This window comes from Salirhabdus sp. Marseille-P4669 (assembly GCF_900240405.1).
Lineage (GTDB): Bacteria > Bacillota > Bacilli > Bacillales > Alkalibacillaceae > OEQK01.
This window is the reverse complement of record NZ_OEQK01000003.1, coordinates 1-15,882: the sequence shown is the minus strand read 5'-3', so window position 1 is coordinate 15,882 and position 15,882 is coordinate 1. Positions and strand designations below refer to the sequence as shown.

The window sequence follows — 15,882 nt, the reverse complement described above, 5'->3', positions numbered from 1 at the left end:
TACGATATGACAGATTCTACATTAATAACAAGTTTTCAATCCTTTCTTCAAGAAAACTGGACAAAATCTAATTTTGAAAGGCTTACAGCAGTTCAGGAAAAAACGATTCCGCTGGTTCTTGATGGACAGGATGTTATAGCGGAATCACCAACGGGTACCGGAAAAACATTAGCATATTTGCTCCCGCTATTGCAAAGCTTGGACCAAAATAGTATTGCAATACAAGCCGTTATTTTGGCCTCCTCCCACGAGCTTGTTATGCAAATACATTCCGAAATTCAACAATGGTCATCAGGAAGTCTTATTAAAAGTGCCGCATTTATTGGCGGGGCCAATATAAAAAAACAAATTGAAAAATTAAAAAAAAAACCCCATGTTGTAGTTGCTACTCCTGGTAGATTAAACGAATTAATTAAAATGAAAAAAGTAAAAATGCACCAAGTAAAAACGATTGTGTTAGATGAAGCAGACCAACTATTAGTACCAGAGCATCAAGATACTGTGAAAACGATCATTCAATCTTCATTAGCAGAGCGTCAGGTTTTATTGTTTTCTGCTACTTTAAACAAGGATTTGGAAATGACTGCGAAAGATTGGATGAACAATCCGACAGTAATTCGCGTAGAGGAAGAAGCGGCTTTACCAGAGGTCAACCATATATACTTCGTATGTGATAATCGAGATAAAATTGAGTTACTTCGGAAAATTGGCAGAATGGATAATGTAAAAGGCATAGCATTTATGGAGGATATTGGAAACTTAAATGTGTTTGCACAAAAACTTGAATTTAAACATTTACCTGTAGGATTATTACATAGTAATACGAAGAAGAAAGAACGAGTAGATGCGATAAATGGATTTCGTAATGGAAAATATAATTTATTGCTAGCAACTGATGTAGCAGCTAGAGGGTTAGATATAAAAGGCATAACCCATGTTATCCATTTAGATGTACCGAAAGATACGAAACAATATATTCACCGCTCTGGAAGAACGGGACGTCTAGGATCTGAATCTGGTACCGTAATATCCATCGTTTCCTATCCAGAAGAAGCAAAATTAAAAAAATTAGCTAGTAAGTTAAACATTGAACTGCAGAGGAAAGTGTTTATTAAGGGTGAAATTCGCGATTATAGATAAGTGCCTTTTTTATATGTGCGTTCTTGACAAGTGATTGCTTTCGTTGATAGAAATTCTAACATACTAGAAGAACAACTTATATTATATGCTGATTACGCTCGTGGTGTTCCCTAGGAGTCTTCGTTTTTTGGCTAAGCTGACATGGCTTACTGAACTATTAAATTGCGGAAGTTATAGAAATAAGCGCACTGTATTGTACGTCTAGAAAACTGAAATTGGAAAGCACCTTTAATAGCAAAATAAAAAAACACTAAGAAAGCTCCGAAAATACACACCTGAAAGTAGCGGAGTTGTATTTCCGGAGCTTTTGCTTAGCACTCACTTTTTTTTGCCAGCTAGCTTATAATAAGTATGAATAGAAAGTATTACTCCCTAGCATCACTTACTTCAAAGAGTTCTTGCTCTGCCGCAGATTCTTTATTACTTTTATCTAAAAACCGATCAATATCGGCAATAACCTCGCTTGCGGATTGATAGGGCTTTTCTAGTTGTAATAACCGTTTTACGATTGTTTTGGACTCAGGCTGCAATGATAATTCATTTAGCCATGAGTCTTTCTTTTTGCCGTCTGGATTAGGATTAAAGGACGAGTAGAGTAAAAACAACGTAAAATGACCAAGTTCATATAGGTCATTCTCAACAACTGGTCGTTTCCACATGTTCTTACCTTTATTGGAATGATTGGATATATACTTTGCTAAACCAAAATCAATTATATGAACCTTATTATTGTCAAATAAAATATTAGGTGTACGTAAATCCAAATGGACTATTCCTTGCTTGTGGATAAACGCAACCACTTCTAGTACCTGTCTCAATAATGTAAAAGCATCCAACTCATCGTACTTTTTGCCTTTTTCAAAAATTAATTGCTCTACTGTCCATCCTTCTTTTCTTTCCAAAACGAGAAAAATGAATTCTTCCCATTCAAAAATGTCATAAAGATTGGGAATCGAGTGGTGTTTTAGTTTTCGAAGCATACTTGCTTCATTTCGAAAAGACTCTTTTCCTTTACTGCGTTTACGCTTCCGGTTTTGTTTCAGTACGGCATACGTATTATGTTCTAGGTTTTTTACCAAGTAGGTGAGTCCGTAACTCCCTTTTCCCAAAAGTTTTTGAATTTCATACTTCTTATTTACTATTTGTAACGGTTTTAACTCTTTTTCAAATAGATCATAAAGTAGTTTAAACATTAGCTACTATAGTATTTATAACGACGACGGGAACTGTAAGAACGGAAAAATCCACTTGAAGAGCCATAACGTCTTTTATAATGATGGTGTCCATATTTAGAACCGTATTTTTTATGCTTATGATACCCACTACTGGAGTGATAGGAGTGGTGACTTAACTTCTTTAATATTTTTCTAAACATATTAACTTCTCCTTTCAAAATAGGTTGCACATATGTTTCTTATTTTATTATACGTTTACCTCCATACTAAAGTTTCAAATTAATGAAATTTTAACTAGATAATATTTTTGGACCTAATCCTATATCCGCCTTTAGACGGAGAGGAAAACCACCAGTAGTCTATTCCAAACTTTTAAACTACTTGAGACAATAAATGTAAATTGATATGAAACGAGGAGATGGATGTGTTTAAGATTTTCCAAGTTTTTAAGAAGCCCAATTATCGAAATCTTTTTTTGGCAAGTTTGACATCCCAAATGGGTAGTGTAATTGGAATGACTGCTTTCATGTTTTATTTACTAGATCGGTTTAGTGAACAACCAGCTTATGCAACCATTACCGAATTAATGTACTCTTTACCAACACTAGCAGTATTTTTCTTAGTAGGAGTAGTTGCAGATAAGATGGATCGACAAAAGATAGCAGCTAATTCGGATTGGCTAAGTGCTTTATTATCCCTTGTTTTGATAGGAGTCGTAGTAGTAGGTTGGATGCCGCTTATATTTACTGTGTTATTTCTTAGAAGTGCTGTAACGAAATTTTTCCTTCCTGCAGAAAGTAGTCTCGTTCAAGGAATATTGAGCAAGGATGAATATGCATCTGCTGCAGGATTAAATCAAATGACTAATAGTGTATTTAATTTATTTGGTGGAGCAATCGGTGCATTTATTTACTGGACTGTGGGAGTTTATGGTGCTATTGCCTTTGACGCAATTTCTTTTGCCATATCGGGATTACTAATATGGCTTTGCAAAATACCTGAGGATGTTCGACAACCAAATGGAAAGAGCTCCATTTCTGATTTGCGCATCAAAGCAATTTTGAATGACTTTAAACAAGGGTTTTCTTACATTATCCACTTCAAGCTTTTATTATATTTAGTTTTTGGCTTTTTTGTTTTTGGTATTATGAATGGCGCATTTACAGTTATACCTGCATTTATTTTAAAATATAAATTAGCTCCAAATCATTATGAAGAGGCACTCGTAATCATGGGTATTATTTTTGGAATAGGGGTATTAATTGGAAGTATTGTTGCATCCATGCTTGCAAGTAAAATGAAACTTTATAAGTTGATGGTGATTGGTTTAGTTGGTACAGGTGTTTTTATAACCCTTGGAGGATTCGTTAATGATATGATGGTGTTTTATTTATTAGTAGTAGGTATTGCATTATTTATTCCGGTTATAAATGTTGCGCTTGGTGGCTGGTTGCCAAGTATTGTGGAACCGAGAATGATGGGTAGGGTGCAGGGGCTAATATCCCCATTAATGATGTTATCCCACTCCTTAACCCTCGGATTTATTGCAGTATCATTTCCGACCATTATAAGTATTGATGGACTATATTGGCTTGTAGGTAGTTGTGCAATCTTAGTAGGAGTATACTATAGCATCGTATTACCAAAGTATGCGAAGGAAGATGATAAGCATAAGCTGATGGAACACGATTTACCGCTTGCACCATCTTCAACAGTCGAATAAGCACAAAGAAATTCGTTTTATTGATAAATCATACGAGGATGGGACAAACGTTTTTTCAAAAAAGGAAAAACCTAAACTTTGAATAGCGGAGAAATACTACTCCGGAAATACACTTCGCGGACCTTAGCTTAGGGCGCTACAGAGACTCCCATGACGCGCTCCGGGGTCTCACCTAGGCTTTTTATCCCGCAGGAGTCTCCGTGTATTTCCCCCGCTAATATAGTACATTACTCGCATTTTGATTCAAATTGTTTCGTTATGTCCCAGCCTGACTATTGATTAAACTCAATTATATTACCATCTGGATCACAAATAAAAGCTTGATGCCAGTTTGTTTTGTTATTTGGTTTATTTAATAGTTCAACATGGTGTTTTTTCATACGATCTATAAATGATTCCATGTCCTGTACTCGGATAGCAAAATGTCCATCTCGAGAGTCAATCTTATGTGAACCACGTAATGTCTTCCCATCTTCATACACAATTAAATGAATTTGTGTGTTTCCTACCTCATACCAAGCACCAGGAAAATCAAATGCAGGTCGGTTTTTATTTTCTTTAAATCCTAGTACTTCGCTGTAAAAATGTTTTGAACGTTCAAGATCGGATACTAATAAAGAAACATGATGTATTCCTTCATACATTATAAAACGCCCCTTTAAATATAATATGTTCTTTCATAATGCATTACTTTTGTGTAAAGATTAGGATTATTCTATAGTTGATATTAGAATAACATAAAGTTGGTGAAATCATGGAAATAGAGATTAGAACAACAGCATTACAACAGCTAGAAAAGCATAATCTCTCGGATAAAATTATTCGTATTAATGCGAACTACGCTGGGGGATGAAGTTGCTCTGTTGAATATAATATGGTCCTGGATGGATCATTAAACGAATCAAATATGAGCGTACATGACATCCCATTTCAACTAAGTACCATTGCGGAAAAAGAAATAGGGGACCATCTCATAATTGATTTTCATGCTTCATACGGATTTATCTTGAAAACTAATAATGAGATGTTAGCATTTGGACTTCAAATTCAAAAAGAGTAAAGTCTTGCTTAGTGCAATTTGACTTGTCGTTGTTGTTTGCCAAAGTTTAAAAGTAAACATTTTACGAAACGCATTATACCGACGACCGCTTGTCTGGCACGGGTTTTGCCAATGTGCAAAAATTTCCTTTTTAAAAAAAGAATATTTTTGCGTAAATTCCTCATTCTAAGTAGTGCAAGGCCAACAAACTACTTATAGGAGGTCATTAGTATGGCGCAATCTAATAACAGTAATCAACTTTTAGTACCAGGTGCAGAACAAGCAATTCAACAAATGAAGACTGAAATTGCTCAAGAGTTTGGCGTACAACTAGGACCAGATACTACTTCCCGTGCAAATGGGTCTGTTGGTGGAGAAATTACAAAACGTTTAGTTTCAATGGCACAACAAAGTATGGGTGGAAACTTTTAATAATTGAATATGAATGGATAAAAGCCCCCTTCAAAAAAAGGGGGCTTTTCCCTTTCGATAAAGGAATTACATGGATTATTTTTATCTGTTTGGAAAAAATAAACTAGAATGGAAATACATTATTTGATAATGTATACCTTGTGTAAAAACCTCTAAAAATTATAATTTTAGATTGGGAGTTAATAAAATGAAAGAAATTATCTTAAGTTTGCTAGCAGGACTTCTTGTTGGTGTGATTTTTAAACTAATTAAATTACCAATTCCAGCGCCTCCGGTTTTATCAGGTGTTCTTGGAATCGTTGGGATATACATTGGTGGATTGTTGGTTGATTATATTGCTAAGTTTCTTTCTTCGTAACATGCTCTAACGTTTGTACGAGCAAGTGTCGAAACTTATTTCGATCTTCATTTGTTAGTGGTTTCGGCCCTTTCGTTTTCACACCACTTTTGCGTGCTTTTGCGCTCAAATGTCTAGATAATAATAAGTCGTCCATATTTTTAGGTGTATAAGCGAAGCCTTTATGGTGAAGGGCAATACATCCCTTGCCTAAAGCTAGCGAGGCTAAGCCATAATCTTGTGTTACGACGAGATCGCCTTTATTAGCAAGCTGTAATATTCGATAATCCGCTGAATCCGCACCTGCATCTACATATACCGTTTCAACTTGGGCATCTTCTATTTTATTAGAATAATGGGAGAAGCTCTTTACAAGCACTACTGGTATGTCAAAGCTTTTCGATTCTTCAATGATAATCTCTTTGACAGGGCATGCATCAGCGTCTACATAAATTTTCATAATTACTTGACTCCTTTAATTTTTGCGTTTATGTATGTTTATTTCTATTGTTTCAGTTTTAATAAAAATTAACAACTCTAAATTTTAGTGTTAGTAGGGAGAAGGATGTATAGTGAGATCACTTTTAGGTACAGTTCAAATTTTAACCGTTCAACGAATTATTGAAACTGGTTATGTATTAACCGATGGAGAGAATGAAATACTTCTTCATGCAAATGAAGCTGCAGAGCATCTTGAGGAAAATCAACAGGTGGACGTATTTTTATATGAGGATAAAAAAGGTCAAGTTGTAGCTACAATGGAAATACCTACTATTCGATTTGACCAATATGATTGGGTAGAGGTAGTGGAAGTGGTACCGAGCTTAGGCGTATTCGTAAATATCGGCATACAGAAGGAAATGTTAGTTTCTTCTGATGATTTGCCGCTATTTCAAAATGTTTGGCCAACTATTGGAGATAAACTTTATGTGAAGCTCGATACCGATAAGAGAGGACGGCTAATAGCAAAACCTGCGACGGAACATATATTTGATCAGGAACGGGAGGATGCACCGGAGAATGTCTTAAATCATCCTATTAGTGGACATGTATATCGAACTAGTAGGGAGGGTTCTGCCATTTTTACGGAAGAAGGATATCGAGGATTTATTCATCAGTCTGAACGAAAGGAAGAACCGAGACTTGGTCAGTGGGTAAAAGGAAGAATCATTGACGTAAAAGGTGATGGAACCATTAATGTATCCCTAAGACCATTAAAGCAGGTTGGGATGGTTGAGGATGCAGATCGGATTTTAGAACACCTAGAATCGGAGGGTGGGGTCATGCCCTTTAGTGATAAAAGTGATCCGATCGATATCAAAGATACTTTTCATATTAGTAAGGCAGCGTTTAAACGTGCAATGGGAAAATTAATGAAAGAAGGGAAAGTCGAACAACGAGATGGCAAAACCTATCTAAAATAGCATAAAATTTCGTTTAGTAATAATCGAAATTGGGAATAGTAATAATGCGTAAAATTGGAGAAGAAGGGACTACCTAAACAAAAAAGGTAGTCCTTTTCTTTTTCTTAAAAAATAGGGAGTTATGCGTTGTATGAAAGAAAAACTTAATTTTTTAACCTACACACGATTTGGATTAATACTTATCTCGATCGCTTTATTATTTAGTACAAATGTACAGCCAAGCATCGCAAATGAAAAGGAAATGGTATCGGAATTAGACGCTTACCTTAAGTCGGAACCAGGTTTAAGAGGAGCCCTTGCTGGTATTAGTGTCAGGGAGCTACAGTCCGGTGGATTACTATATGACCATAATGGAGATATTCGACTTCGTCCAGCTTCTAACTTAAAACTTCTAACAGCAGCTGCAGCATTAAATGTTTTAGGCGAACAACACCGTTTTAAAACAGAACTTTATACAGATGGAAGGGTTGAAAATAGCATACTTAAGGGGAATTTGTATATTAAGGGGAAAGGGGATCCTACATTAGTACCAAAAGATTTTGAGAAAGTGGTTAGTAATTTGAAAAATAAGGGTATAAGTAAAATAAAAGGAAATATTTATGGTGACGACTCATGGTATGATGACGTTCGTTATTCACAAGATTTGCCATGGTCAGATGAACAAGAGTACTATGGAGCCCAGGTTTCTGCTTTAACAGCCTCGCCAGATCAAGATTACGATGCTGGTACCGTTATTGTGGAAATTATAGCAGCCGAAAAAGAAAAGGATAAAGCTAGGATTACGCTATATCCAGAAACCAATTATGTTCAAATTATAAATAAAACAAAAACGGTTGCACGTAATGGGAGCATGGATTTAACCTATTCACGAGAACATGGGACAAATAACATTATCATTGAAGGCACCATTCCTCTCGATGCAATGGAAAAAGAATGGATTGCAGTCTGGGCGCCAACTAACTATGCTACAACACTATTTGCAGAGGTTATGCAAAAACATGGTATTTCTTTTACAGGAAAAATAGATCGTAGAAAAACTCCAAATAATGCAATATTACTAGCGGAGCATGAATCCGAGCCTCTGTCCGAGCTGCTTCATCCTTTTATGAAGTTAAGTAACAATGGACATGCTGAAATTTTAGTGAAAGAAATGGGGCGATTAGTCAAAAATGAAGGTAGTTGGGAAAAAGGTTTAGCTGTAATGGAAGAACAACTCACAGCCTTAGGGATCCAAACATCATCACTTGTGTTACGGGATGGTTCTGGAATTTCCCATGTGAATCTAATTCCTGCAAATGAAATAACAAAGCTATTGTATCAAGCACAAAAACAAGAGTGGTATTCTTCCTTTTTATCAGCATTGCCGGTATCCGGAATAGAAGAGAGAATGGTAGGTGGGACTTTGAGGTATCGCATGAATACACCTCCACTTAAAGGGAATGTGCGTGCAAAGACAGGAACCATATCAACAGTTAGTTCATTGTCCGGTTATGTAGAAACAGTTGGAGGCAAAACATTCGTTTTCTCCATTTTATTAAATAATTTAATGGACGAAGATGATGGAAAAAGAATAGAAGACAACATTATTAACATACTTGCCAATTAACTATTTCCACCACAAATAAATTGTAATAAAAGTTAGAACATTGATATAATTACAAAGATAGTTTAAAGATGAGTCATAGGGAGAGGTGCCATAATCGTGTACAGTTTTAATGAAAACATGACCATTAAAGAATTCCTTATTGAAAACAAATACATTTTTGAAGAAAAATTACTTTCAGAAGCAGTTAATGTGAGACCAAAAGTAGATGAAATACATAGAATTGGTAATATAAATTTGATTGAAAATGCACATAAGTTAGTGATTTATGTAGTAGATGAACAATTAGATAATGTTGTTAAGTTTGCGAAACAAGAAGGGATTGTATGGGCGAAGCATGCGTTAACACTTGAGTTTAAATTGGAGTGGATTCATGCAATTCGAAGAACGTTATGGAATTTTCAATATCAATTTGATATTTTAAGTAAAAAGGACCCAAATCGCGATGACTTTTATACATTAGAAAGTAAGCTCAATGAACAGATAGATCAATTCCTTAATAGTTTTTTTATCAGTTATTCCCATTATAAAGATGAATTGATTGAGTCGCAGCGGAAAGTAGTAGAAAAACTGTCCGTTCCTATTATCCCAATTACATCAGATATGTGTGTGTTACCTTTAATTGGAAATATTGATTCTTATCGATCTGATACCATTACAGAAAAAGTAATGCTTGAAATAAGTGAATTACAAATCCAAGTTTTGATCATGGATTTATCCGGCATTGTTACAATGGACGATGGAATCGCACAAGAGATTGTTAAATTATTAGATGGGATTAAAATGATGGGCTGTACCCCAGTAATAACTGGATTGCGACCTGAATTAGTTAAGAAAATGGTAACCATAGCACCGTTATTTGTGGATCGAGCAGTAATAAAAGGGACTTTACAACAGGCTTTAAGTGAATATCTATAAAACATTTTATCAAAAGAACTGGCGTAGAAAAGCTAGTTCTTTTTTATTCGTAAACGTTTCGAATAAATAGTCAATACGTATAAACTAAAATATCTAGAGACATTTTTATCGAAATATTTCTTTCAGGCATTAGATCTATTTACCTTTAACCTATAGGGAAAGAATCAGAGGTTAAAAAATTCTGTAATCTTTAAATTGAAGATTTTTGTATAAGATAACATTACGAATAACAAGCTAAGTTTTGAAATCAAAGGAGGATTACAGCATGGATCAATCACTAGCATACTTACATGAAGTGTTATCTAATTATACAGACCAAATTGATGCTGCTCGTGCGTTAGATGAACAATTATCGGAAAATCAGTATCGCTCGGAAGGGGAATTTGTCCGATCACTTGAAGAAGAGGATGGGCGAATGCTAAGTGAAATTTTGCAAAAAGAGATTCATCATGCAAACCAGGCGGGAGATTTTGAGAGAGTTTATCAGTTAAATGAAATTTATGAGCTTTTGTTTTAAAATGTAGAAAAATTATGTAAATAATAATGTTTTGTGTAAGATGGAACGAAAATATTAATTATAATTTAAAACCTGGTCCAATCTTGGACCAGGTAACATATTTTACGAAATTCCTTTTAAAGGTGTCATAGGTGAAGTAGGGTACGGTGGATTGCTATTTCTTAATAAATATTCATAAATTCTCTCACCAACAGAGATTCCTTGTGATTGCAGCCCTTGATTACCAAATAGAACATTAAATTCTAAAATATATGGCTTGCCGTTTGAAAATAGGATATCAAATCCTGCGTGGTTTATGTTTAACTCCTTTGATACACGAGAAACAAGTTCAATGGCGGTATCGGGAATAAAATCAAAGCTTAAATCGCCGCCTTGAGCAACGTTATGAAGAAAAGCGCCTTCTTGACCAATGCGCCAATATGCAGTTAAAATCTCATCTCCTACTACACATATACGCAAATCTCGATCATCATTTGGTAGGTATTCTTGGACATATAATACATCTACTTTTGATGTGTATTCATAAAATTCTTCTTTATTTGTAATCAGATATACTCCTTTCCCCATGGAACTTCGTACAACTTTACCTACAAAGGGAAAGGGGAATGTATCAAGAACGTTCGTTTGATTAGATTCTGTATTAGCCAAAATTTCCGTATAAGGTACGTAGTCTTTGGCAACAGTCCATAAAGCTCTTGTCATTTCTATTTTACTAAAGCCGAGTTGGATGGTTTCAATACTAGGAAAGATAGACTTTTTCAAGCCGTAAACTAACGATGTGGTTTGCCATGTTTCGGGAAATAGTACAAAATCAGCGTCGCGTATTTTGTCGACTTCCCGAAAAGTGTGCTCGGGTTTTATATAAGTAACACCAGGAATGCCTAGTGATCGATATGGATTGAAAGTAACTAGTTTCATAGATGTTATCAACCAGCTTTCTTTATAATATAGTAAACGAGATAATTATACGGCTTCCCTATGTAACATTCAAGAACATTTTTTACCCTTTATAACTAATTTCAATATCATATTCATCCTTTAATTGTTGCACTATGTGTAGAATTGTCGTTTGCTCATACATTTTTAACCATTGATTGCTTGACTTTTCTGCTAGCTCTTTTCGTAATGCGTGATATTTTTCTTTTTCTTCCTTTGCTTTCTTTTTATGTGTTAGCCAACTTGAATAAAAATAGGACAAAAGAACGACAAGAACAATAAAATAGATATTTCCTAATGTAACATCAATAAATGCCCACATATCTGAAAAACGCTTATCAAAACTAAGAAGAGAAAGAATTGCAATGATGGAAAATCCACCACCTATAGAAAAGATCCTGAGCGAATAATCTCGTTTCTGTTCATGTTTTGTTAATTTCCTTTTTCTCTTAATTAGTTCATATATGGCGTTCTTATCATTTTGGAAGAAATTCTCTTTTTCCCAAATAAGTTCTCGTACCATGTTATCACTCCATTTGGACAGGGTTTCTAAATGTATATGTAGTTTTAAGGTAAATTAGTATTGACAAAGAAAAAGACTACCCATAAATAGGGTAGTCAAATAGTATTTATAGAAATGTGAGTAATGAACCCCCAATTGCTCCTGTTAAAACAATTGTCCAAGGTGGTAGCTTCCAGAAGACCAACATACTATAAAGTAATGCAGCAAAAGCAAAATCTACTGGCGCAAAAATAGAGCTAACCCAAATAGGTTGATAAAATGCAGCTATCAATATTCCTACAACAGCTGCGTTTACCCCCATTAACGCCCCCTTTACTTTTGTATTTCGTCTTAACTGATTCCAAAATGGCAAGGTACCATAAATTAATAAGAAGGCAGGGAGGAAAATGGCAGCAGTAGCTAATAACCCTCCTGACCATCCACCCATAACTGTTCCTAAATAAGCGGCGAAAGTAAATAATGGGCCCGGAACAGCTTGAGCAGCACCGTAACCAGCTAAAAATGCCTCTTCACTTAGCATGCCTGTTGGTACAAATTCTCTTTCTAATAGAGGTAAAACCACATGACCTCCGCCAAAAACTAAGGAACCAGATCGATAAAAGCTGTCAAACATTGCAATCCAATTGATAGAAGTGATTTCTCGTATTATCGGTAAGATGAACAGCAAACCAAAAAATAATGTTAAACAAATTGCAGCGAATTTTCGAGAAATAGGGAATTTGAGTTGTGCAGCATCTGTGTCTTCATAATTTCGAAATATCATAAATCCTACTAAAGCGGATAGAAGGATAATCGTAATTTGGCTATAGGCTGTTTGCCATAGCAATGCCACAATGAGTGTAAATAGTGCAATTGCTTTCCTTGTTAAATCTGGTGTCAATTTTTGTGCCATCCCTAAAATTGCGTGTGCCACTACTACTACCGCTACAATTTTAAGTCCGTGGATCCACCCTGCATTCCCTATATCTAAACCTTGTAACAACATAGCAAATAAGATAAGAACAATAACAGAAGGAAGAGTGAATCCAATAAAAGAGACAAAGCCCCCAATCGCACCTGCTCGCATGACACCAATTCCGATACCGACTTGACTGCTTGCAGGGCCAGGTAGAAATTGACAGAGTGCTACTAAATCCGCATAACTTTTTTCGTCCATCCATTTTCTTCGATTAATATATTCGCTATGAAAATAACCGAGATGTGCTACAGGTCCTCCAAACGATGTTAGTCCTAATCTTGTAGAAATGAAAAGTAATTCCATTAATGATTTTATACTGTAATCTTTTTTGTTAGGCATTTATCCTTCACCTTCTTCCTTTAATCTTTTATTTCTTTGAATAGTTCATATGCTTTTTTACGTGCTTCGATTAATACAACATTTCCTTTTTCTGTAGTTGTATAGTACTTTCGAATTTTTCCGCCAACATTTTTCTCTTCTTTATAGAGCAATGCTTCTTCTTCCATATTGTGTAATATTGGATATAACGTACCAGAACTTATGCTGTAGCCATGACCACGTAATTCTTCAAGCATCCATGAGCCATAAATCGGATGTTCTTTCGCATGGTGTAAAATGTGTATATGAATAAAACCGAGAAAAAGCTTCCTTAATATTTTTTCCTCTTCCATAGAAACCCTCCATTTCTAAAGTCGATATCGAAATTCGATATCAATCTACCATCAACGTTTATAACTGTAAAGAATATAGTTATAATCTTTACATAAGCTTAATATTTCTTTGTATTATGTGAAGGAAAGGGAGGAGAAAGTTAGTTGAAAAATGAATAGTATACTTATATGGAGTGCATTAGTACTTAAATTACTTAGATCGATTATGAAAGTTAGTTTGTATATCAACTAGAGAAGGTAGAGAGAATGAAGGGCTTTTGTTTTTCGTAAGATGGAGAAAGTGTAAAAAAACGTATTGCAAAAGGAATACACTACTAATTAAATAATTATGGGAGAAGTGATAATGAGACGACTAGTCAATTGGGTAGGAATACGGATAAAACGAATTTTTAAAAAAGAAAAACCAAGTCAAGGTTATACTGTATTTAAACCATTAGGTGTTCAGAAAAATTTTTTAACGATAGATTTAAATAGGCAACAAGTAGAATGCGAAGTTAGATATAAAAATAAAAGATATTTAACAGTACATATTGATGTAGGTCGTAAAACTGTCCATACTAAAAAAGAAAAAAACGGTTATTTATCTCCTGAAATTGAGGGTGTTATACTTGATGACATCCAAAGAACGGCTGAATTTATTATCGATCATGGTATAGATGACCCTAAAGCATATATAGAACTTGTGAAAGGTGATAGAGAGGGGAATTAAAGATTGGAACTGGAACGAGCTGTTCGAAAAACCGTCATATCAAATAACGCGCTTCTCATTATTGGGATTGTATTTGTGGCATTTAATTTACGTCCAGCTATCACAGCAGTAGGTCCCCTAATTAGCTCCATTCGTTTTGATTTAGGGATTTCCAACGGTGTGGCGGGCTTTATTACGACACTACCTTTATTATCCTTTGCATGTTTTTCCTTAATTGCACCTAGGTTCGGTAGGAAAATTGGTAATGAGAAGTTAGTTTTAATAGGATTAATCGTTTTAGCCTCTGGTATTGTCATACGTTCCACTGGATTATTATTCACATTGCTTTTAGGGACATCAATGATTGGAATTGGAATTGCGGTAGGGAATGTATTATTGCCAAGTATTGTTAAGAGTAGATTTCCAGAAAAAGTTGGATTAATAACAGGATTATACACATTATCCATGAACACTTTTGCAGCGATGGGAACGGGATTAAGTGTACCATTAGCTGAAACGTTACATTTCGGATGGCGTAACTCGTTGTTAACATGGGTGCTGATGGCAATAGCTGCGATCATGATCTGGTTTCCACAAATTAATAAACAAACAGAAATGAATCTTACTCAAATAAAAACCAAAACATCTCTATGGCGATCAGGTATTGCATGGCAAGTAACGTTATTTATGGGATTACAATCATTACTTTTCTATAGTACAGTTGCATGGTTTCCAGAGATATTAATTTCATATGGTATTAGTGCTTCATTAAGTGGCTGGATGGTATCTATTATGCAGTTAGTAGGTGTTCCATTTGCTTTTCTTACACCAATATTGGCTTCAAAATTAAAAACTCAAATAAGCATTGTAATTGTAATTAGTGTAAATTACTTTGTTGGTTTATTGATATTATTAGTAAGTACAAATGTTATCCTTCTTATGATAAGTATCATTTTAATAGGGATGGCACAAGGTGCCGTTATCAGTTTATCATTAACTTTACTGAGTCTTAGAGCAAGTAATTCAGAGGAAGCTGGTCAATTATCAGGGATGGCTCAATCCTTTGGGTATGGACTTGCGGCAATTGGTCCTACTTTTATTGGATTAATATATGATTTTACTAGGAGTTGGACTTTCGCGATATATGTATTATTATTTGTGGTTGTATTAATGCTTTTGTTTGGTTTTGGTGCTGGCAGAGATAAATTTGTCCAACAATAACTTTCGTTTTTATATAGAGGAATGATGGTTAATTACCATAATCTACATATGCTATTTCTATTGTAATAGAGCATGATAGATGGTATATTATTTACCTACCGCGAAAAAAACGCGGAAAAACACAAGCTTAACATTATTTGGAAGTTGCTGTTAGCAGAAATTATGATATAATAATTCATGTCGCAACAAATAATGATTAAATTGTTTTGTTAGTAAACTGTTGACTCTGATTTTGGAATTTGATATAATAATCGAGTCGCTTTTGGAAGTGCGATAAATATTTGAACCTTGAAAACTGAACAAAACAACCAGTACGTCAATTCGGTAATTTACATTACCATTTACTATTTATGAGCTTTAATCAAACAATCTATTGGAGAGTTTGATCCTGGCTCAGGACGAACGCTGGCGGCGTGCCTAATACATGCAAGTCGAGCGCGGGAAGCAAGCAATCGCCCTTCGGGGCGTGCGCTTGTGGAACGAGCGGCGGACGGGTGAGTAACACGTGGGCAACCTGCCTGTAAGACTGGGATAACTTCGGGAAACCGGAGCTAATACCGGATAATACTTTTGGATG

18 protein-coding genes and 1 rRNA gene are annotated in these 15,882 nt (G+C 35.1%); 11 read left to right on the top strand and 8 right to left on the bottom strand.

Going from position 1 to position 15,882, the window contains the following annotated elements; translation table 11 throughout:
- Positions 1-6: 6 nt before the first annotated feature.
- Entirely contained in the window at positions 7-1,140 is a 1,134-nt protein-coding gene (locus C1A05_RS06515; RefSeq protein ID WP_102027401.1) for a DEAD/DEAH box helicase, read from the top strand.
- Between the two features lie 365 nt (positions 1,141-1,505).
- Here C1A05_RS06515 and C1A05_RS06510 read toward each other — a convergent pair whose 3' ends face one another.
- Together C1A05_RS06510 and C1A05_RS06505 are read right to left on the bottom strand one after the other, a co-directional pair.
- A complete protein-coding gene (locus tag C1A05_RS06510; protein ID WP_102027400.1) occupies positions 1,506-2,333 on the bottom strand; it encodes a protein kinase family protein in 828 nt (275 codons plus the stop codon).
- Positions 2,333-2,515: a hypothetical protein gene (locus C1A05_RS06505; RefSeq protein WP_102027399.1), complete on the bottom strand. Its 183-nt coding sequence runs from the start codon at positions 2,513-2,515 to the stop codon at positions 2,333-2,335. Before C1A05_RS06505 ends, C1A05_RS06510 begins: the two co-directional genes overlap by 1 nt.
- A 218-nt stretch (positions 2,516-2,733) precedes the next feature.
- Here C1A05_RS06505 and C1A05_RS06500 point away from each other — a divergent pair, with 218 nt between their 5' ends.
- Positions 2,734-4,038, top strand: a complete 1,305-nt coding sequence (locus C1A05_RS06500; RefSeq protein ID WP_102027398.1) for an MFS transporter — start codon at positions 2,734-2,736, stop codon at positions 4,036-4,038.
- A 272-nt stretch (positions 4,039-4,310) separates the two neighbouring features.
- Here C1A05_RS06500 and C1A05_RS06495 read toward each other — a convergent pair whose 3' ends face one another.
- Positions 4,311-4,682 carry a VOC family protein gene (locus tag C1A05_RS06495; protein ID WP_102027397.1) on the bottom strand — a complete coding sequence of 124 codons (372 nt, stop codon included), beginning with the start codon at positions 4,680-4,682 and terminating at the stop codon, positions 4,311-4,313.
- Between the two features lie 626 nt (positions 4,683-5,308).
- Between C1A05_RS06495 and C1A05_RS06485 the strand changes: the two genes are divergently transcribed.
- On the top strand, positions 5,309-5,509 hold the full coding sequence (locus tag C1A05_RS06485; protein ID WP_102027395.1) for an alpha/beta-type small acid-soluble spore protein: 201 nt from the start codon (positions 5,309-5,311) through the stop codon (positions 5,507-5,509).
- Positions 5,510-5,696: 187 nt separating this feature from the next.
- Complete coding sequence (locus C1A05_RS06480) at positions 5,697-5,867, top strand: XapX domain-containing protein (RefSeq protein ID WP_102027394.1); 171 nt, start codon at positions 5,697-5,699, stop codon at positions 5,865-5,867.
- Here C1A05_RS06480 and C1A05_RS06475 read toward each other — a convergent pair.
- On the bottom strand, positions 5,848-6,306 hold the full coding sequence (locus C1A05_RS06475) for a YaiI/YqxD family protein (protein ID WP_102027393.1): 459 nt from the start codon (positions 6,304-6,306) through the stop codon (positions 5,848-5,850). The genes C1A05_RS06480 and C1A05_RS06475 overlap by 20 nt on opposite strands.
- Before the next feature lie 112 nt (positions 6,307-6,418).
- On the opposite strand from C1A05_RS06475, the gene C1A05_RS06470 reads away from it, so the two are divergent.
- The 4 genes from C1A05_RS06470 to C1A05_RS06455 all read left to right on the top strand — a co-directional run bounded on the left by C1A05_RS06470 (position 6,419) and on the right by C1A05_RS06455 (position 10,308).
- Entirely contained in the window at positions 6,419-7,270 is an 852-nt protein-coding gene (locus tag C1A05_RS06470; protein ID WP_102027392.1) for a CvfB family protein, read from the top strand.
- Between the two features lie 130 nt (positions 7,271-7,400).
- Positions 7,401-8,876 carry a D-alanyl-D-alanine carboxypeptidase/D-alanyl-D-alanine endopeptidase gene (dacB, locus tag C1A05_RS06465; protein WP_234998380.1) on the top strand — a complete coding sequence of 492 codons (1,476 nt, stop codon included), beginning with the start codon at positions 7,401-7,403 and terminating at the stop codon, positions 8,874-8,876.
- A 96-nt stretch (positions 8,877-8,972) separates the two neighbouring features.
- A complete protein-coding gene (locus tag C1A05_RS06460) occupies positions 8,973-9,791 on the top strand; it encodes an STAS domain-containing protein (RefSeq protein WP_306373247.1) in 819 nt (272 codons plus the stop codon).
- Positions 9,792-10,056: 265 nt separating this feature from the next.
- The gene (locus tag C1A05_RS06455; protein ID WP_102027390.1) at positions 10,057-10,308 is read left to right on the top strand and encodes a sporulation protein; all 252 of its coding nucleotides are present in this window, start codon (positions 10,057-10,059) and stop codon (positions 10,306-10,308) included.
- Positions 10,309-10,410: 102 nt separating this feature from the next.
- Here C1A05_RS06455 and C1A05_RS06450 read toward each other — a convergent pair whose 3' ends face one another.
- The 4 genes from C1A05_RS06450 to C1A05_RS06435 form a co-directional block, all read right to left on the bottom strand.
- On the bottom strand, positions 10,411-11,226 hold the full coding sequence (locus C1A05_RS06450; RefSeq protein WP_102027389.1) for an ATP-grasp domain-containing protein: 816 nt from the start codon (positions 11,224-11,226) through the stop codon (positions 10,411-10,413).
- Positions 11,227-11,308: 82 nt separating this feature from the next.
- On the bottom strand, positions 11,309-11,767 hold the full coding sequence (locus C1A05_RS06445) for a DUF2663 family protein (RefSeq protein WP_102027388.1): 459 nt from the start codon (positions 11,765-11,767) through the stop codon (positions 11,309-11,311).
- 106 nt (positions 11,768-11,873) lie between these two features.
- Entirely contained in the window at positions 11,874-13,064 is a 1,191-nt protein-coding gene (locus C1A05_RS06440) for a chromate transporter (RefSeq protein ID WP_102027387.1), read from the bottom strand.
- Positions 13,065-13,084: 20 nt separating this feature from the next.
- Entirely contained in the window at positions 13,085-13,396 is a 312-nt protein-coding gene (locus C1A05_RS06435) for a PadR family transcriptional regulator (RefSeq protein WP_102027386.1), read from the bottom strand.
- A gap of 343 nt (positions 13,397-13,739) precedes the next feature.
- Between C1A05_RS06435 and C1A05_RS06430 the strand changes: the two genes are divergently transcribed.
- The 3 genes from C1A05_RS06430 to C1A05_RS06420 all read left to right on the top strand — a co-directional run.
- Positions 13,740-14,105, top strand: a complete 366-nt coding sequence (locus tag C1A05_RS06430; RefSeq protein WP_102027385.1) for a hypothetical protein — start codon at positions 13,740-13,742, stop codon at positions 14,103-14,105.
- A gap of 3 nt (positions 14,106-14,108) precedes the next feature.
- Positions 14,109-15,305 carry a CynX/NimT family MFS transporter gene (locus C1A05_RS06425; RefSeq protein ID WP_234998377.1) on the top strand — a complete coding sequence of 399 codons (1,197 nt, stop codon included), beginning with the start codon at positions 14,109-14,111 and terminating at the stop codon, positions 15,303-15,305.
- A gap of 370 nt (positions 15,306-15,675) precedes the next feature.
- A 16S ribosomal RNA gene (locus tag C1A05_RS06420) occupies positions 15,676-15,882 on the top strand; the annotation flags it as partial.